Raw genomic sequence first — 19,076 nt, forward strand, 5'->3', positions numbered from 1 at the left:
GCACCTGAGGGTATCACTCCCCGCCCCTTGATTGGTTCCCAGCGGGGCGCATGTAGGCTACAGGATAGCGCGTCAGGACCGGCGCGAAAACCCTCGTCCGCAGGCTTGGAGATAATAAGCATCATGAATCCCGTCAAAGAACTGGAAAAGCACGGACAAGCGGTCTGGCTGGACTTTCTGGCCCGTGGCTTCATCGCCAAGGGCGACCTGAAGCGGCTGATCGATACCGACGGCGTCAAGGGCGTCACCTCCAATCCCTCGATCTTCGAGAAGGCGATCGGCAGCTCGGACGAATACGACGCCCCGATCGGCAAGGCGCTGAAGCGCGGCGACCGCACCGTGGCCGACCTGTTCGAGGCCGTCGCGATCGAGGACATCCAGGCCGCCGCCGACGTGCTCCGCCCTGTCTATGACCGGCTCAGGGGCGGTGACGGCTATGTCAGCCTCGAGGTCTCGCCCTATCTCGCCATGGACACACCAGGCACGGTCACCGAAGCACGGCGGCTGTGGAAGGACGTCGGCCGCAAGAACCTGATGGTGAAGGTGCCGGCGACGCCGGAGGGCCTGCCGGCGATCGAGACGCTGATCGGCGAAGGCATCAGCATCAACATCACGCTGTTGTTCTCCAAGGCGGTCTATCTCGAGGTGGCAGAGGCCTACATCGCCGGTCTGGAGAAATACGTCGCCGGCGGCGGCGATCCCTCGCATGTCGCGAGCGTCGCGAGCTTCTTCGTCAGCCGCATCGACAGCGTGGTCGACAAGCAGCTCGACGAGAAGATCGCACGCGCCAACGATCCCTCCGAGAAGGAGCGGCTCGCCGCGCTGAAGGGCAAGGTCGCGATTGCCAATGCCAAGCTGGCCTACCAGGACTACAAGCGCCTGTTCGCAGGTCCGCGCTGGGACAAGCTCGCCGCCAAGGGCGCGAAGCCGCAGCGCATGCTGTGGGCCTCGACCGGCACCAAGAACAAGGACTACAGCGACGTCCTCTATGTCGAGGAGCTGATCGGCCCCAATACGATCAACACGGTGCCACCGGCGACGCTCGATGCGTTCCGCGACCACGGCACGCCGCGCGACAGCCTGGAGGAGAACATCGACGACGCAAGGCGCGTGCTGGAGGAGCTGGAGCGCTCTGGCATCTCGCTCGATGCGATCACCGAGGAGCTGGTCAAGGACGGCGTCAAGCAGTTCGCCGATGCCGCCGACAAGCTCTACGGCGCGGTCGCCCACAAGCGCGCCGTCGTGCTCGGGCCCGCGCTCGACCGGCAGCAGCTTGCGCTGGGCGACGGGCTCGGCAAGGCCCTGGCCGAGAGCACCGAGGAATGGCGCGCATCCGCCAAGATCCGCAGGCTGTGGCAGCGCGACAAATCGGTCTGGACAGGTGCGGACGAGGACAAATGGCTGGGCTGGCTCGACAGCGCCGCCAAGGCCGACGTCGCGGACTACGAGGACTATGCCGGCCGCGTGAAGGGCCAGAAGTTTTCCGACGCCGTCGTGCTCGGCATGGGCGGATCGAGCCTCGGACCCGAGGTGCTGGCCGAGACCTTCGGCAAGAAGCCCGGCTTCCCCAAGCTGCACGTGCTCGACTCCACCGATCCCGCGCAGGTCCGTGCGATGGAAGCGAAGATCGACATCGCCAACACCGTCTTCATCGTCTCCAGCAAGTCCGGCGGCACCACCGAGCCGAATGCGATGAAGGATTATTTCCACGCACAGGTTGCCAAGGCGGTGGGTGCGAAAGTGAAGACCGGCCATCGCTTCATCGCGGTGACCGATCCCGGCTCGTCGCTGGAGAAGGCGGCCAAGCAGCTGAGCTATGCCCGCATCTTTCACGGTGAGCCCTCGATCGGCGGGCGCTATTCGGTGCTGTCGCCGTTCGGCCTGGTGCCGGCGGCCACCGCCGGCATCGACGTCAAGACCTTCGTCAAGCATGCGCTTGCAATGGTTCGCTCCTGCGGTCCGGACGTGCCGCCCTCTGAAAACCCGGGCGTGCAGCTCGGCCTCGCCATGGGTCTCGCCGGCCTCGAAGGCCGCGACAAGGTGACGATCCTGGCTTCGAAGAAGATCTCCGATTTCGGCGCCTGGGCCGAGCAGCTGATCGCGGAATCGACCGGCAAGGATGGCAAGGGATTGATCCCGATCGAGGGCGAGCCGCTCGGCGATCCCTCCGTCTACGGCAACGACCGCTTCTTCATCGACATCCGTGTCGAAGGCGAAGCGGACGCCGCACATGACTCCCAGCTTGCCGCGATCGAGGCAGCGGGGCACCCCGTGGTGCGCATCGTCATGAAGTCGATCGAGCATCTCGGACAGGAGTTCTTCCGCTTCGAGATGGCGACGGCGGTGGCCGGCAGCATCCTCGGCATCAACCCGTTCGACCAGCCGGACGTGGAGGCCGCCAAGATCAAGACCCGCGAGCTCACCGCCGCGTTCGAGAAGACCGGCGCGCTGCCTGCGGAAGAGCCGGTGGTCAGCACCAAGGACGCCGATCTCTACACCGACGAAGCCAACGCCACGGCGCTGCGCGCTGCCGGCGCCAATGGCGATCTCGGCTCCTGGCTGAAGGCGCATCTGTCGCGTTCGGGCGACGGCGACTATGTCGCGCTGCTCGGCTATATCGCGCGCGACAAGGCCACGATCGACGCGCTCCAGGCCATGCGGCTCGAGGTGCGCGAGAAGCGCCACGTGGCAACTTGTGCCGAGTTCGGGCCGCGCTTCCTGCACTCGACGGGACAGGCCTACAAGGGCGGCCCCGACAGCGGCGTGTTTCTCCAGATCACCGCTGATGACGCACAGGATCTGCCGGTGCCGGGCCAGAAGGCGAGCTTCGGCGTGATCAAGGCGGCGCAAGCGCGCGGCGATTTCGACGTGCTCACCGAACGCGGCCGGCGCGCGCTGCGCGTGCACCTGAAGGGCGGGCTCAAGAAAGGCCTCGCGGCGCTCAATGCAGCGCTGAGCGACGCGCTGAACTAAGGGAATAATGCAGATGCAACTCGGCATGATCGGCCTCGGCCGAATGGGCGGCAACATCGTTCGCCGCCTGATGCGCCACGGACATTCGACCGTGGTCTACGACAAGGATGCCAAGGCGGTCGCAGGTCTTGCCGCAGACGGCGCGGTCGGATCGGCGACGCTGGAAGAGTTCATTGCAAAGCTCGAGCGCCCGCGCACGGCCTGGGTGATGCTGCCGGCGGGCCACATCACCGAGACCACGATCGAGGCGATCGCTGCCGTGATGCAGGACGGCGACGTCATCATCGACGGCGGCAACACCTTCTGGCAGGACGACGTGCGCCGCGGCAAGGCGCTGAAAGCGCGCGGCATCCACTATGTCGACGTCGGCACCTCGGGCGGCGTCTGGGGCCTCGACCGTGGCTATTGCATGATGATCGGCGGCGAGAAACAGGTGGTCGACCGGCTCGACCCGATCTTCGCCGCGCTCGCGCCCGGCGCCGGCGACATTCCGCGCACGGAAGGACGCGAGGGCCGTGATCCCCGTATCGAGCAAGGCTACATCCATGCCGGCCCGGTCGGCGCCGGCCATTTCGTCAAGATGATCCACAACGGCATCGAATACGGCCTGATGCAGGCCTATGCCGAAGGCTTCGACATTCTCAAGAACGCCAACATCGAGGCGTTGCCGGCGGATCACCGCTACGATTTCGATCTCGCCGACATCGCCGAGGTGTGGCGGCGCGGCTCGGTGATCCCGTCTTGGCTGCTCGATCTCACCTCGACCGCGCTCGCCGACAGTCCGCAGCTGGCGGAATATTCCGGCTTCGTGGAGGATTCCGGCGAAGGCCGCTGGACCGTGAATGCGGCGATCGACGAGGCCGTTCCGGCCGAGGTCCTGACCGCGGCGCTCTACACACGTTTCCGTTCCCGCCGGGAACACACCTTCGCCGAAAAAATTCTCTCCGCGATGCGTGCAGGGTTCGGCGGCCACAAGGAGCCGAAGCAGCCGGGCGCAGCGAAGCCGAAGTAGCGTGTGCAATAAAGCTAAGGCCGACAATTCGTGACAAAAGACCCGCAACCCAAGCGCAAGCCGGACAATTGCGCCTTCGTCATCTTCGGGGTGACCGGCGACCTCACCCACCGGCTGGTGATGCCGTCGCTCTACAATCTGGCGGCCGAGAACCTGTTGCCGGAAAAATTCTGCGTCGTCGGCGTCGCCCGCAAGAGCCAGTCGGATGACGAGTTGCGCCAGAGCCTGATGAAGGGCCTGCGCGAGTTCGCGACGCGGCCGGTCGACGACGACGTCGCCAGGCAGCTGCTGGAATGCGTCACCTTCGTCGAGGCCGATCCGAAGGACCCGCCGTCGTTCGACCGCCTGCGCACGCATCTCGATTCGCTGGAATGCGCGCAAGGCACCGGCGGCAACCGTCTGTTCTATCTGGCAACGCCGCCGGCCGCCTTCGCGCCGACCGCACGCGAGCTCGGCCGCACCGGCATGATGAAGGAGAACGGTGCCTGGCGGCGGCTCGTGATCGAAAAGCCGTTCGGCACCGACCTCGCCTCGGCCCGCGCGCTGAATGCCGAACTGCTGAAGATCATGGACGAGCACCAGATCTACCGGATCGACCACTATCTCGGCAAGGAAACGGTACAGAACATCCTGGTGCTGCGCTTTGCCAACGGCATGTTCGAGCCGATCTGGAATCGCAACCATATCGACCACATCCAGATCACGGTGGAAGAGAAGCTCGGCGTCGGCCATCGCGGCGGCTTCTACGATGCCACCGGCGCGTTGCGCGACATGGTGCCGAACCATTTGTTCCAGCTGATGTCACTCGTGGCGATGGAGCCGCCCGCACGCTTCGACGCGCATTCCGTTCGCTCCGAGAAGGCCGACGTGCTCAACTCGATCCAGCAGCCAAGCCGGGAAGAGGCGCTGAAAAATTCGGTCCGAGCGCAATATCTTGCAGGCCGTGTCGGCGACGAAGAGATCAACGATTACCGAAAGACCGCGGACGTCAAGCCCGACAGCACCACCGAGACCTTCGTCGCCCTCAAACTGATGATCGACAATTGGCGCTGGGCCGGAGTGCCGTTTTATCTCCGCACCGGCAAGGCGCTCCGCCACAAGCGGACGGAAGTGGCGATCAAGTTCAAGCAGGCGCCGCTGTCGATGTTCTCAGGCACGGACATCGACCGCCTGTCACAGAACTTCCTGACCATCGGCATCGCGCCGACCGAGACCATCGAGCTCCAGTTCAACGCCAAGATCCCGGGGCCGAGCATCACCATCGACGGCGTCGAGATGAAATTCCGCTACGGTGACTATTTCCGCGTCGATCCCTCGACCGGCTACGAGACGCTGATCTACGACTGCATGATCGGCGACAATATCCTGTTCCAGCGCGCCGACGGCATCGAGGCCGGCTGGCAAGCGGTGCAGCCGTTCCTGGACGCCTGGAAGAGCGTGGGCAGCAACGGCGTCGAGACTTATGAAGCCGGCAGTGACGGCCCGAAATGCGCCGAAGAGCTGCTCCGGCGCGACGGCCGAAGCTGGCGGAAATACTCGTGATGACGGCGGACCAGCCGAAGCTGATCGTCGAAGCCGATGCGGAAGCTCTCGCCCGCGCCGCGGCCGAACGCGTGATGGCGCGGATCGCGGCCAATCCCGGACAGATCGCAATCTGCCTCACCGGCGGCTCCAGCCCGAAGAAGCTCTATGAATTGCTCGGCAGCGAGGCCTGGCGGGGCAGAATTCCGTGGGACCGCGTGCACTGGTTCATCGGCGATGAGCGCTTCGTGCCCGCGAGCGATCCCCTCAACAACATGGCGGTCGCGCGCGCGACCTTTCTCGATCGCAACGCGCCGGCCGAACACATCCATCCGATTCCCACCGCGAGCGAAAATCCCGATCGCAGCGCCGAGGCCTATGCGCGCGAGCTGCAAGTCTTCTATGGCGCAGACCGGCTCGATCCGGCGCGCCCGCTGTTCGATCTCGTCCTGATGGGCGCGGGGCCGGACGGCCACACCGCCTCGCTGTTTCCCGGTTATCCCGAACTCGAGGAGACCCGACGCTGGGTCGTCGGCGTGCCCAAGGCCAATGTCTCCCCATTTGTGCCGCGGGTCTCGCTCACCCTGCCCACTTTGGCCTCCTGCCGCGAGATGCTGTTCCAGATTGCCGGGCACGACAAGCGGCCGATCTTGACGCGCCTCTGCAATGGCGAGAACCTGCCGGCGGTGCGCGCACACTCGAACGGCGAGACCGTCTGGCTGGTCGACAAGGCCGCGCTTCCGGAGGACATTCGTGAGCCGCGCTGACGCACCTTGTGCCTTAATCGTGATGGGCGTGTCGGGCTCGGGCAAGAGCACGGTCGCCAAGGCACTCGGCGAGCGGCTCGGCTGGCGTTTCGAGGACGGCGACAGCTTTCATCCCCCCAGCAATGTCGAGAAGATGCGGGCGGGCCATCCGCTCACGGACGAGGACCGCTGGCCCTGGCTCAATGCCATCGCCGACGAGATCGCGCGGGTCTGCGAACGTGGGGAACACGTCATCATCGCCTGCTCGGCGCTGAAGCATGCCTATCGCGACGTGCTGCTGCGCGGACGCGACGACGTCCGCTTCGTGTTCCTGAAGGGCACCAGGGAGCTGATCGCCGAGCGGCTGGCGCAGCGCAAGGGGCACTTCATGCCGCCCGGGCTGCTGGCGAGCCAGTTCGACACGCTCGAGCCGCCGGAAGCGGGCGAACACGTAGTTACCGTCTCCATCGACGAGACCGTCGAAGCGATCGTGGACGGCATCGTGCGCCAGCTGAAACCGAGCCGCGCAACACCCAAGGTTCTGCCATGACACCCATCTCACTCGTGGTCTCCGACGTCGACGGCACGCTGCTGACCAAGGACAAGACGCTGACGGAGCGCGCGAAGGGCGCGGTGCAGCGGCTGCACCAGGCCGGCATCGGCTTCACCATCACCTCCAGCCGACCCGCGATCGGCATGCGCTTCCTGATCGAGCCGCTGGCGCTGTGGCTGCCGGTCGGCCCGTTCAACGGCTCCTCGATCGTCGATCCCGAGATGAGGCCGGTCGAGCAACACCTGATCCCGGCGAGCGCAGCCGAGCGGTCGCTGCAGATCCTCCGCGAGTTCGGCGCCGACGTCTGGCTGTTCACCACCGACAAATGGCTGATCGACAATCCGAGCGGCCAATACGTGGCGCACGAGCGGCACACGATCCGCTCCGACCCTACCGTCGTGACCGACTTCTCGCCGTATCTCGCCGGCGCCTGCAAGATCGTCGGCGCCAGTGCCGACGCCGCCCGTCTCGCGGCGTGCGAGAAGGTGATGCAGGAAGCTCTCGGCAGCGAAGCGACCGCGGTGCGTTCGCAAACCTATTATCTCGACATCACCCCGCCCGGCTTCGACAAGGGCACGTTCGTGCAGGCCATGGCGAAGCGCCTGGGCATCTCGACCGACGCAGTCGCCACCATCGGCGACATGCAGAACGACCTCGCGATGTTCCGCGTCAGCGGCACCTCGATCGCGATGGGCAATGCCGCCGACAACGTCAAGGACGCGGCGACGCACGTCACCGCGAGCAACGAGCAGGACGGCTTTGCCGAGGCGATGGAGATGATCTTGAAGCGGAATGGGGTGGTCTGACGGCGGTCGGTGGTGTCACCTCTCCCGCTTGCGGGAGAGGGAGCGCACCGTCCTCGTGGGAGGCAAAGGCCTGACGGCTCTGCTACTGCTTCGACCGCTGCATCGCAGGCTTTTCGCTGTTTTGCCTAGCCGCCGACAGGTTCTGTGCCGTGTTGATCAGCGCGATGTGGGTCAGCGCCTGCGGGAAATTGCCGGTCTGTCGGCGGGCCACGGAATCGTATTCTTCGGCCAGCAGGCCGACGTCGTTGGCGATGCCGACCACGCGGTCGAGCAGAACTTGCGCCTTGTCGAGATCGCCCGAGAGCACATAGGCATCCGCGAGCCACAGTGTGCAGGCCAGGAATGCGCCTTCGAGCGGCGGCTGGTCAGGGGGAAGCTCGCGCGGGTCGTGCCGCAGCACGAAGCCGTCCTGCATCAGCCGCGTCTCGACGGCAGCGATGGTGCCGCGGATGCGCGGATCGTCCGGCGGCAGGAAGCCGACGGCCGGCAGCAGCAGCACGCTGGCGTCGAGCATCTTCGAACCATAGGACTCGACGAAAGCATTTTCCTCCGCATCGAAGCCATTATTGCAGACGTCGCGATGAATCGCGTCGCGCAAGACACGCCAGTGCACGAGTGGCGCCTTGAAGCCGAAGGTCTCGGCGCTCTTGATGCCGCGATCGAAGGCGACCCAGGTCATCACCTTGGAGAAGACGTAGTGCTTGGGCTGGCCGCGCCGCTCCCAAATGCCGTGATCGGGCCGGTCCCAAACTTCGGCCAGATGCTTGAGCACGGCACGTTCCAGCGTCCAAGTCTCTTCGTCCAGCTCGAGCTTCGCCATGCGCGATTGGTGGAAAGCGTCGATCAATTCGCCATAGACGTCGAGCTGCAGCTGCGCATGTGCGGCATTACCGACGCGCACCGGCTTCGCGCCCTCATAACCGTCGAGCCAGCCCGCTTCCCATTCCAGCAGGCGCCGCTGGCCCCAGATGCCGTACATGATCTGCATGTTCGCCGGTGAACCCGCGGCGGCGCGCAGCAGCCAATTGTGCCACGCCAGGGCTTCCTCGGTGTAGCCCGAGTTCATCAGCGCCAGCAGCGTGAAAGTGGCATCGCGCAGCCAGCAGAAGCGGTAGTCCCAGTTCCTGCCGCCCCCGAGCTTTTCGGGCAAGGAGGTGGTCGGTGCCGCGACGATGCCGCCTGTCGGCGCGAAGGTCAGGGCCTTCAGCGTGATCAGCGAACGCAGGACGAGCTCCTGATAGTCGCCGTCGCGGGTGCAATGGCCGGACCAATCCTCCCAGAATCTTTCGGTCTCCCGAAGCGCCAGTTCGGGATCGATCGGCGCGGGCGGGTCGAGATGCGAGGGACCGTAAGCCAGTACGAAAGGCACGGTCTCGCCTTCCTTGACCTCGAAGTCCGAGACGGTGGTCAGATCCTCGCCGCGGGTCTCGACCGGCGTGCGCAGCACCGTCATGTCCTGGCCGGCTACGGCCAACAAGGAATGGTCGATTTGCCGCACCCAGGGAATGTCGGCACCGAAGCCGAAGCGGATGACGAGCTCCATCCGCATCTTCACGGTGCCACGGATGCCGCGGACCAGCCGCACGATGTCGGACGCCTTGCCGCGCAGCGGCATGAAGTCGATCAGCGCGACGGTGCCGTCTTTCGTCTCGAACCGCGTTTCGAGGATGAGGGTATTGCCGAGATAGCGCCGCGAGATGGTGGCTGCACCCTCGCTGGGCGCGATCAGCCAGCGGCCGTTCCTGTGCGTGCCGAGGATGGCGGCAAAGCAGGCGTCGGAATCGAAGGCGGGCCAGCACAGCCAGTCGATCGAGCCGTCGCGCCCGACCAGCGCCGCGGTCTCGCAATCGCCGATCAGCGCATAGTCCTCGATCTTCTGAGACAATGTCGTTCGAACCTTGCAAGCCCCGCCGATCAACTCCCGCCGTTCAACGACCGTTCCCGCGTCGCCGCTCGCAAGGCCGTGAGGTCGACCTTCGAGGCGATCTTGTCGAGTGCGACAGGAAGACGCTGGCGCCAGTTCGGATGCTCGTCGATGGTGCCGGGAATGTTGGGCTGGTCGACCACGCCGAGCAGATCCTCCAGCGACACCGCAAGCAGCCGCGACGGCGTCCGCGACAGGAAGGCGAGCACCGAATAGAGATCGTTCGCCCTGATGCCGCTCTGCCGCAGGATCTCGTCGAGCCTGCCGAGCGCATCCCAGCGCGCCTGGTCGGTCTCGCCGGGATCGAGCCCGAGCGAGCGCTTCATCCTGAGATCGCCGAACGAGCGCCAGCCGGCATAGGTCGACAGGTCGTGCGTGTTCAGCGTGACCAGGGCGTTGGGCCGGTAGTGGTCGACATTGCGGAAATGGCCGGCATCGTCGCGCTCGAACATCATGACCAGATAGGACCAGATGCCGAAATCCTGCATCGTCTCGCGGAAACCTTGCGGCACGGTGCCGAGATCTTCGCCGATCACGATGCATTTGTGGGCCGCGCTCTCGCAAGCCACCGCCGCCAGCAGCGCCTCGAACGGCATCTGCACATAGGCGCCGTTGTCGGGCTTGAAGCCGCGCGGCACGAGATAGAGCCGTTTCAGGCCAAGAACGTGATCGAGCCTGATGGCGCCGGCATGACGCATCGAGGCCGCCAGCATGTCTGCGAACGGCACGAAGGACTTCGCCTCTAAGCCACCGGCGTTGAAGCCGGCAAGACCCCAGTCCTGGCCGATGGTGTTGAGCACGTCGGGCGGCGCGCCGACCGCGAGATGGCGGGAAATCGCGGTCTGCTCGTTCCAGGCATCGAAGCCGTTGGATTGCACGCCGACGGCCACGTCGAGATAGAGCCCGACGCGCATGCCGAGCTGGCTGGCGAGCGCCTTGGCGGCATGGAGCTGGCTGTCCGCCGTCCATTGCACGAACTCGACGAACTCGATCTCGCGTCTATCAGGACCCTTGCGCAGCCCGGCGCACTTCGCCTCGTCCGGCTGCTGCCATTCCGCCGGCCATTCCCACCACGGCCCGGCGAAGCGATGGCGCAGCACCTCAAAACAGGCAAAGCGCGACAACAGCGGCGCGCGGGCGGCACGGAAGTCCTCGAACGCCTTGCGGCGCGCCTCGCTCGCGCTCGTCACGAAACTGTCGAAGGCGGCGCGCAGACCGCGCCATTTCAGCGCCGCCATGTCGGTATAGGGGACGCGATCACCCTCACGCAGGCGGGCCGCGATCGCGGCCGCGTCGGGCACAAGCTCCGCCGAGAATTCCGGGATGGCCTCGATGTCGATATAGAGCGGATTGAGGAAGAGCCGGCTGTTCGGCGAATAGGGGCTGCAGTCGGCCGGCTGGTCGTCGAACAGCACGTGCAGCGGATTGAGCCCGACACCGTCGGCCCCGAGCTGCTTGGCGAGACGGACGAGGCCGGCGAGATCGGTGAAATCGCCGATGCCCCAATTGCGGTCCGAACGGACGCTGTAGAGCTGCACGGCGAGCAGCCAGCCGCGATCGAAATCGCCGCCGAAGCAGCGTTCCGGCGCCACGATCATCGGCACCTCTTCGCTCACCCCGCCGGCATCGGTCAGCGTCAGGCGGTAGTATCCCAGCGCCAGGCCGTCGGGCCAGGCGATGACGGGTTCGCGCGTCTCGCCTCGCGCGATCACAGTGCCATTGTCGGTGATCTTCCACTGCAGCGGTGGGACGCCCAGGGCGGCCAATTCGGTGCGCGGATGTCCCAGCGCACGCACAACGACGGGCGCGCTGACGAAGCGGTAGACCCGCTTCTCCGGCAGGGCGTCGAGGATGGATTTGAGCGCCTCGGGCGCGGTCACCCGCAGCTTGCCGAGGGCGTCGACGAATTCCGATTGAACGCCCTTGGTCTGGGCTTGAGCTAAAAGATCCATTCGGCACGCAGCTTGCAGGCCATTGTCCGGCCAGGGTTATTGATTTTAACAAAGTCGCGAAAGAGGTTAGCCAGATTTAACTCGCAGACTGCGCTTGCCGTTCCCCAGGGAACCAATGACACACAAGCGGCTTTCTATCATGGTACCAGCGTGGGTTCCCCGACAAGGGAAACGGGCTCCTGCTTTCTTGTCAATGGCATCACCGTGAACAAGACAATTCAAACTGTCGAGAGTGCTGCGGCCGGCGGCGCTTTCCTGATCGAGGACGTCTATCCCTCAATCGACGGCGGCCGCTTCGCCGTGAAGCGGATCGTGGGCGAACCGGTCGAGGTCTGGGCCGACATCTACCGTGACGGCGAGGCCGTGATATCGGCCGCGCTGATCTGGCGGAAGGAGCAGGAGCGCGAATGGCGGAGCGAGCCGATGACCCATCACGGCAATGACCGCTGGTCCGGCGCATTCGCGCCCCCTGAGCCCGGCCAATATGTCTACGCGATCGAAGCCTGGACCGACGAGTTCGCAACCTGGTCGCACGCGGTCGCGCGCAAGCGGCGCACCGGCGTCGATGTCAGCCTCGATGCGCTCGAAGGCGCTGGCCTTTTGACCAAGGCGCATGGCGCGGGGCAGGACGCCGCCGCGATCATCATCAGGCAATGCGAGGATTACTTGCGGAACGGCGACGTCGCCGCGCTGCTCGCAACCGAGCTCGGCGAAGCCATGGCCGGGAGCCAGTCCCGGCCCGACCTGACGCGCTCGCAGCCTTTCCCGCTGACGATCGACCGCGACAGGGCGCGCTTCAGCGCCTGGTATCAGATGATGCCGCGCAGCCAGAGTGCCTTGGCAGGCCGGCATGGCACGCTGCGCGACTGCATCGCGCGCGTGCCCGACATCGCTGCCATCGGCTTTGACGTGCTCTACTTCACGCCGATCCACCCGATCGGCCACACGAGCCGCAAGGGCCGCAACAACGCCCCGGTCGCGGGCGCCGGCGATCCCGGCTCGCCCTATGCGATCGGCTCGGCCGCGGGCGGCCACGATGCGCTGCATCCCGAGCTCGGCACCATCGAGGATTTCCGCGCACTGGTCGCCACCTGCCTCGAATACGGCCTCGAGCTGGCGCTCGACTTCGCCGTGCAATGCTCGCCCGACCATCCCTGGCTGACGCAGCACCCGGAATGGTTCAAATGGCGGCCAGACCGCTCGGTGCGGACGGCGGACGGCCCCTATTCCGACATCGTCATCCCCGATTTCAACTCCGTCGACAGGGCCGGGCTGTGGAACGCCTTCCGCGACACCATGCTGTTCTGGATCGACCATGGCGTGACCATCTTCGCCATCGACAATCACGACACCGCGCCGCTTGCGTTCTGGGAGTGGCTGATCCGCAACATCCGCCGCCGTCATCCCGAGGTGATCCTGTTCTCCAAGACCTATGCACGGCCGAAGCTGATGAAAGGCCTCGCCAAGCTCGGCTTTGCGCAATCCTTTACCTATTTCCCCTGGCGCACCTCGCGGTGGGAGCTGGAGCAATATCTCGGCGAGCTGACACGTCACCCGGAGCGCGATTTCTACCGTCCGCACATGTTCGTGAACACGCCCGACCTGTTGCCCTATCACCTCCAAAGCGGCGAGGCTTGGGCGTTCAAGTCGCGCATCGCGCTGGCGGCGACGCTGTCGGGCAATTACGGCATCCATAGCGGCTTCGAGCTGCTGGAGCACGAGGCGATTCCGGGCCGCGAGGAATATCTGGATTCCGAGAAGTACCAGATCAGGCAGCGCGACTGGAACAAGCCCGGCAACATCAAATCCTACATCGCCGCGCTCAACCGCATCCGCAACGAGAATCCGGCGCTGCAGCAGACGACAAACCTGCGCTTCCTCGGCATCGAGGACGGCGAGACGATCGCTTTCGTGAAGGAGGCGACCGATCCGGCCAACACCGTCGTCATCGTGATCGCGCTATCGCGCCATCCGCGCGAATGCTGGCTGCCGCTCGGCGACGTCACCGTCGACGCGGGTGGGCAGCGCCACCATGTGACGACACTCGAAAACCTCATCACCGGCGAGCAGTCCCGCATCGAATGGGGCGGGATCAAGTTGCGTATCGATCCCGACCGCGATCCGGCACTTCTGTTCCGCTGCCTGGCGTAAGGGTTCACGCCATGAATGTTCTGTCTTCCGTCGACACCAAGAAGATCGAGGCTGCCGAGATCGTGGATGAGCTCTGGTACAAGGACGCCATCATCTACCAGCTCCACGTCAAGGCCTTTGCCGACAGCAACAACGATGGCATCGGCGACTTCGCCGGGTTGACCGAGAAGCTGCCCTATCTCCAGGAGCTCGGCGTCACCGCGCTGTGGCTGCTGCCGTTCTACCCCTCTCCGGGCCGCGACGACGGTTACGACATCGCCGACTACGGCGCGGTCAATCCCGATTTCGGGACGATGAAGGATTTCAAGCGCTTCATCCAGGAAGCGCAGAAGCGCGGCTTGCGCGTCATCACCGAGCTCGTCGTCAACCACACCTCGGACCAGCACAGATGGTTCAAGCGCGCGCGGCGCAGCCATCCGGGCTCCAGCGCCCGCAACTGGTATGTCTGGAGCGACACCGACCAGAAGTACCAGGGCACGCGCATCATCTTTACCGACACCGAGAAGTCGAACTGGACCTGGGATCCCGAGGCAGGCGCATTTTACTGGCACCGCTTCTTCTCGCACCAGCCGGATCTCAATTTCGACAATCCGCGCGTGGTCAGCGCCATCATCCAGGTGATGAAGCGCTGGCTCGATGCCGGCGTCGACGGCTTCCGGCTGGACGCCATTCCCTATCTGTGCGAGCGCGAGGGCACCTCGAACGAGAACCTGCCGGAGACGCATGCGATCATCAAGCGGCTGCGCCAGGAACTCGACGCGTATTCAAAGGGCAAGCTGCTGCTGGCCGAGGCCAACCAATGGCCCGAGGACGTGCAGGAATATTTCGGCCGCGGCGACGAATGCCACATGGCCTACCATTTCCCGCTGATGCCGCGCATCTACATGGCGATCGCGCAGGAAGACCGCTTCCCGATCACCGACATCCTGCGCCAGACGCCCGACATTCCGGCAAGCTGCCAATGGGCGCTGTTCCTGCGCAACCACGACGAGCTGACTCTGGAGATGGTCACCGACGTCGAGCGCGACTATCTCTGGACCACCTACGCCAACGATCCGCGCGCCCGCATCAATGTCGGCATCCGCCGGCGCCTCGCGCCGCTGATGGACAACGACCGCCGCAAGATCGAGCTGATGAACTCTCTGCTGCTGTCGTTCCCGGGCACGCCGATCATCTATTACGGCGACGAGATCGGGATGGGCGACAACATCTATCTCGGCGACCGCAACGGCGTGCGCACGCCGATGCAATGGAGCCCGGACCGTAACGGCGGCTTCTCGCGCTGCGACCCGGCCCGGCTCTACGCCCCTCCGATCATGGATCCCGTCTACGGGTACCAATCCGTGAACGTGGAGGCGCAATCGCGCAGCCTGTCATCCCTGCTCAGTGCCACCAAGCGACTGATCTCCGTGCGGAAGTCGACGCTCGCCTTCGGCCGCGGCACCATGACCTTCATCCGCCCGGCCAACCGCGCCGTGCTTGCCTATGTCCGGCAGTACCGCGACGAGGTGATCCTCTGCGTCGCCAATCTCTCGCGCGCCGCACAGGCCACCGAGCTCGACCTGTCGCCGTGGAAGGACCGCATCCCCCAGGAGATGCTCGGCCGCACGCGCTTCCCCGCGATAGGCGAGCTGCCCTACATGATCACGCTGGGACCTTACGGCTTCTACTGGTTCCAGCTGCAGGAGCGCGACAAGTCCGAGCCGGTGACGCCGCGCGCCGTGCCGGAGTTCGAGACGCTGGTCGTGCCGGTGAACTCCAACTGGGTCTCGCTCGCCCGCGAGCGCGGCGTGTTCGAGCGCGACGTGCTGCCGGGATTCCTGGCGCGGACGCGCTGGTATCCCGAGAACAATCCCAAGCACATCCGGACCACGCTGACCTCCGCGGTACCGTTCAGCGACATCGGCGACAACCGGCCCTGGATCGCGTTCTTCGAGACGACGCGGGACGAGGTGACGACGCGGTACGTGATGCCCATGCAGATCGAATGGGTGCGCTTCGACCGCGAGCGCTTCAACCCGAAGGCGCTCGCCGCCGTCCGCCAGGGCGCACGCGAAGGCACGCTGCTCGACGTCGCGACCGACCAGATCTTCATCGGTCTGTTCTTGCGAGGTCTGTCGCAAAACCTGGTCGTGGACGAGAACAATCTGCGGCTGGAGTTCAAGGCTACCAGCCGTTTTGCCGACTACACCATCAAGGAGCCCGAACGCATCCGCGCGATCGAACAGTCGAACAGCACCGCGCTGGTCGACAACAAGTACGTCGCCAAGATCTATCGCCGACTCGAATGCGGCATCAGCCCCGAGATCGAGATCGGCTACTACCTGACGGAGGTCGCCAACTTCCCCAATACGCCGGCACTACTCGGCAGCGTCGAGCTGGTCGAGGGCAACCAGCGCAGCGCGCTCGGCGTGCTGCATGCCTGTGTCGAGAACCAGGGCGACGGCTGGACCGTCACCACCGGATATCTCGACCGCTATATCGACGAGCAACGCGTGGCGCCGGCGGACGAGATGCCGCGAGAGACCCAGGAGCAGGCGCCCTATCTGCATTTCATCGCGCAGACCGGCCGGCGGCTCGCCGAGCTGCATGTCGCTCTCGCCGCGGCAAAGCCCGACGATCTCGCCCCCGCGCCGATCGAGCCCGCCCAGATCAAGGCCGCGCTATCCGACCTCAAGGCGCGGGCCGGGCGGGTTCTGGAGCTGCTTGCCGACAGCCGCGACGGGCTGCGGGAGACGGACCGGCCCCAGGTCGACCGGCTCATCGCCGCGCGCGTGGACCTGCTCGACCGCGTGAATGCGCTCTTGCCATCCGACATCGACGGGTTGAACATCCGTCATCATGGCGACTTCCGGCTCGGGCAAACTCTGATCGTGAAGGACGACATCTTCATCATCGACTTCGACGGCGATCCGCGTGAACCGCTGGCCAACAAGCGCCGCAAGGCGCCGGCCGCCCGCGACGTCGCCGCCTTGATTCGCTCGATCGACCTCTCGGTCCATGCGGCGCTGGGCCGTGCGCGTACCGGCGGTTCCGACGAGCAAGACCGGCTCGTGGCCGCGCTCGACGAATGGCGAGAGCGCGCCACCGCGACCTTCCTGTCCGCCTACCGCGAAGCCATGACCGATCGCAGGCTATGGCCGAAGGATCGGCCGTGTGCGGACGGCCTGTTGAGATTTTACCTGCTTGATCAAGTGTTCGACGAACTAGAGTACGAGCTGTCCCACCGGCCTGAGGGGCTTCATGCGCCGCTAACCGGACTGCTTCGCATTCTGTCCAGTGCCGAGAGCGAAGCCCATGCCTAAATTGCCTGCCGAAGCCTATGCCATCATCGAGGGACGCCACTCCGACCCCTTCCACTATCTCGGGATACATCCCGAGGGCGGCAAGAGCGTCGTCCGTGCGTTTCTGCCCGAAGCCGTCAATGTCGAGGCCGTGGGCGAGCATGGCGAGGTCGCCGCGCTCGACCGCGTCCACGACGCAGGCCTGTTCATCGGCTCCCTGCCCAACGGCTCGAAGCACTACCAGTTGCGGGCAAAATTCGGCGACAGCGTCGTCGAGTTCGAGGATGCCTACCGCTTTCCGCCGATCCTGACGGATTTCGACCTTTACCTGCTCGGTGAAGGCACCCATCAGCGCATCTACGACAAGCTCGGCGCGCATCCGATGCGGCTCGAGGGTGTCGACGGCGTCGGCTTCGTGGTGCTGGCGCCCAATGCCAGGCGCGTCTCCGTGGTCGGCGATTTCAACTTCTGGGACGGGCGGCGTCACCCCATGCGGGTGCGCGGCAACGGCCATTGGGAATTGTTCATCCCGCATGCGAAGTCCGGCGATCACTACAAGTTCGAGATCATCGGACCGCATGGCCATCTGCTGCCGCTGAAATCCGACCCGCTGGCCTTTGCCAGCGAGCTGCGCCCGAAGACGGCCTCCATCGTGTTCGACGAAGCGCATCTGCCGCGGCCGCGCCCGGCCCCCGACGGCATCAATTCACTGTCGGCCCCGATGTCGATCTACGAGGTCCATCTCGGGTCGTGGCGGCGCAAGGACAACAATGAATGGCTGACCTATCGCGAGCTGGCCGAGCAGCTGCCGGCCTACGCCCGCGACATGGGCTTCACCCATCTCGAATTCCTCCCGGTCAGCGAGCATCCCTTCGACGGCTCCTGGGGCTATCAGCCCACCGGCCTTTATGCGCCGACCAGCCGCTTCGGCACGCCCGATGATTTTGCTGCTCTGGTCGATGCCTGCCACCGCAAGGGCGTCGGCGTGCTGCTCGACTGGGTGCCGGGCCATTTCCCGGACGATCCGCACGGGCTCGGCCATTTCGACGGCACCTCGCTCTATGAGCACGCCAATCCGCTCCAGGGCCGCCATCTGGACTGGGGCACGCTGATCTACAATTACGGCCGCACCGAAGTGACGAACTTCCTGGTGTCGAACGCGCTGTTCTGGCTGGAGCGCTACGCGATCGACGGCCTGCGCGTCGATGCGGTCGCCTCCATGCTCTATCTCGACTACAGCCGGCCGCCCGGCGCGTGGATTCCGAACCAGCATGGCGGACGGGAGAACATCGAGGCGATCGACTTCCTGCGCCGCGTCAACACCGAGGTCTTCGCCCGCTTCCCGCAGGCGACCACCGCGGCCGAGGAGTCCACCGCCTGGCCGCAGGTCTCGCGGCCGGTCGAATTCGGCGGGCTCGGCTTCGGCTACAAATGGAACATGGGCTGGATGCACGACACGCTGAACTACATCAGCAAGGACCCGATCCACCGCAAGCACCATCACGGCGACATCCTGTTCGGCCTGCATTACGCGTTCTCGGAGAACTTCATCCTGCCGCTGTCGCATGACGAGGTCGTGCACGGCAAGCGCTCGATCCTCGGCCGTATGCCGGGCGACGAGTGGCAGCGCTTCGCGAACTTGCGCGCCTATTACAGCTTCATGTTCGCCCATCCCGGCAAGAAGCTGCTGTTCATGGGCGCAGAGATCGCGCAGAGCCGCGAATGGAATCACGACGAGTCGCTCGACTGGCACCTGCTCGAGTACAAGTACCATTCCGGCGTCCAGTCGCTGATCCGCGACCTTAACCGGCTCTATCGCGCGGTGCCTGCGCTGCACCAGATGGATTGCGACCAGGCCGGCTTCGAATGGCTGATCACCGATGACGCCAATCGCAACGTGTTCGCCTGGCTACGCAAGGGATTCGACGAGCATGCGCGCTGCCTGGTCATTCTCAACTTCTCGCCGAACGTCTACCAGAACTATCGCGTCCGCGTGCCCTTCGGCGGCAAGTGGAAGGAAGTGCTCAATTCGGACTCCGCCCATTACGGCGGCAGCAATGTCGGCAACATCGGCGAAGTCCATGCCGAAGACGGCGAGCTCCGCCTCACCATTCCGCCGCTTGCCGCGATCTTCCTTGTTCCGGAAAGCTGATC

General features: G+C 65.1%; 11 protein-coding genes. 9 read left to right on the forward strand and 2 right to left on the reverse strand.

The genetic code is table 11. The annotated features are described in order from the left end of the window. Window positions 1–123 precede the first annotated feature (123 nt). The 6 genes from AC3WLX_RS15255 to AC3WLX_RS15280 are packed head-to-tail and all read left to right on the forward strand — an operon-like array spanning window position 124 to window position 7,611. Window positions 124–2,973: a bifunctional transaldolase/phosoglucose isomerase gene (locus tag AC3WLX_RS15255; RefSeq protein WP_492336560.1), complete on the forward strand. Its 2,850-nt coding sequence runs from the start codon at window positions 124–126 to the stop codon at window positions 2,971–2,973. Between the two features lie 13 nt (window positions 2,974–2,986). Next, entirely contained in the window at window positions 2,987–3,985 is a 999-nt protein-coding gene (gene gnd, locus AC3WLX_RS15260) for a phosphogluconate dehydrogenase (NAD(+)-dependent, decarboxylating) (RefSeq protein ID WP_492336561.1), read from the forward strand. A gap of 30 nt (window positions 3,986–4,015) precedes the next feature. Continuing rightward, entirely contained in the window at window positions 4,016–5,527 is a 1,512-nt protein-coding gene (gene zwf / locus AC3WLX_RS15265) for a glucose-6-phosphate dehydrogenase (RefSeq protein WP_492336562.1), read from the forward strand. After that, entirely contained in the window at window positions 5,524–6,273 is a 750-nt protein-coding gene (gene pgl / locus AC3WLX_RS15270; RefSeq protein WP_492336563.1) for a 6-phosphogluconolactonase, read from the forward strand. The genes zwf and pgl overlap by 4 nt, the downstream gene beginning before the upstream one ends. A 22-nt stretch (window positions 6,274–6,295) precedes the next feature. Next, window positions 6,296–6,802 (forward strand): gluconokinase, encoded by a 507-nt coding sequence (locus AC3WLX_RS15275; RefSeq protein WP_492337298.1) that lies wholly within the window; start codon window positions 6,296–6,298, stop codon window positions 6,800–6,802. After that, window positions 6,799–7,611 (forward strand): HAD family hydrolase, encoded by an 813-nt coding sequence (locus AC3WLX_RS15280; RefSeq protein WP_492336564.1) that lies wholly within the window; start codon window positions 6,799–6,801, stop codon window positions 7,609–7,611. The genes AC3WLX_RS15275 and AC3WLX_RS15280 overlap by 4 nt, the downstream gene beginning before the upstream one ends. Before the next feature lie 82 nt (window positions 7,612–7,693). Here the strand turns inward: AC3WLX_RS15280 and AC3WLX_RS15285 are convergent, their stop codons facing one another. Both AC3WLX_RS15285 and malQ read right to left on the reverse strand, forming a co-directional pair. Continuing rightward, complete coding sequence (locus tag AC3WLX_RS15285; RefSeq protein ID WP_492336565.1) at window positions 7,694–9,496, reverse strand: glycoside hydrolase family 15 protein; 1,803 nt, start codon at window positions 9,494–9,496, stop codon at window positions 7,694–7,696. A 29-nt stretch (window positions 9,497–9,525) separates the two neighbouring features. After that, the gene (malQ, locus tag AC3WLX_RS15290) at window positions 9,526–11,487 is read right to left on the reverse strand and encodes a 4-alpha-glucanotransferase (protein WP_492336566.1); all 1,962 of its coding nucleotides are present in this window, start codon (window positions 11,485–11,487) and stop codon (window positions 9,526–9,528) included. Window positions 11,488–11,691: 204 nt separating this feature from the next. Here malQ and AC3WLX_RS15295 point away from each other — a divergent pair, with 204 nt between their 5' ends. From AC3WLX_RS15295 to glgB, 3 genes are read left to right on the forward strand one after another with little or no spacing between them, the layout of a single operon-like run. Next, window positions 11,692–13,638, forward strand: coding sequence for a maltotransferase domain-containing protein (locus tag AC3WLX_RS15295; RefSeq protein ID WP_492336567.1), 1,947 nt, complete (start codon window positions 11,692–11,694; stop codon window positions 13,636–13,638). An 11-nt stretch (window positions 13,639–13,649) separates the two neighbouring features. Further along, a complete protein-coding gene (gene treS, locus AC3WLX_RS15300) occupies window positions 13,650–16,943 on the forward strand; it encodes a maltose alpha-D-glucosyltransferase (protein ID WP_492336568.1) in 3,294 nt (1,097 codons plus the stop codon). Next, complete coding sequence (gene glgB / locus AC3WLX_RS15305) at window positions 16,936–19,074, forward strand: 1,4-alpha-glucan branching protein GlgB (protein WP_492336569.1); 2,139 nt, start codon at window positions 16,936–16,938, stop codon at window positions 19,072–19,074. The genes treS and glgB overlap by 8 nt, the downstream gene beginning before the upstream one ends. The last annotated feature ends 2 nt before the right edge of the window (window positions 19,075–19,076 follow it).

It is taken from the genome of Bradyrhizobium sp. FW305-F6 (genome assembly GCF_058782905.1).

Excerpts from the sequence above, each read along its gene's own strand:
- malQ (WP_492336566.1), bottom strand. The coding sequence starts at position 11,487 with ATGGATCTTTTAGCTCAAGCCCAGACCAAGGGCGTTCAATCGGAATTC.
- gnd (WP_492336561.1), top strand. The coding sequence starts at position 2,987 with ATGCAACTCGGCATGATCGGCCTCGGCCGAATGGGCGGCAACATCGTT.
- AC3WLX_RS15275 (WP_492337298.1), top strand. The coding sequence starts at position 6,296 with ATGGGCGTGTCGGGCTCGGGCAAGAGCACGGTCGCCAAGGCACTCGGC.
- AC3WLX_RS15280 (WP_492336564.1), top strand. The coding sequence starts at position 6,799 with ATGACACCCATCTCACTCGTGGTCTCCGACGTCGACGGCACGCTGCTG.
- glgB (WP_492336569.1), top strand. The coding sequence starts at position 16,936 with ATGCCTAAATTGCCTGCCGAAGCCTATGCCATCATCGAGGGACGCCAC.
- AC3WLX_RS15255 (WP_492336560.1), top strand. The coding sequence starts at position 124 with ATGAATCCCGTCAAAGAACTGGAAAAGCACGGACAAGCGGTCTGGCTG.
- treS (WP_492336568.1), top strand. The coding sequence starts at position 13,650 with ATGAATGTTCTGTCTTCCGTCGACACCAAGAAGATCGAGGCTGCCGAG.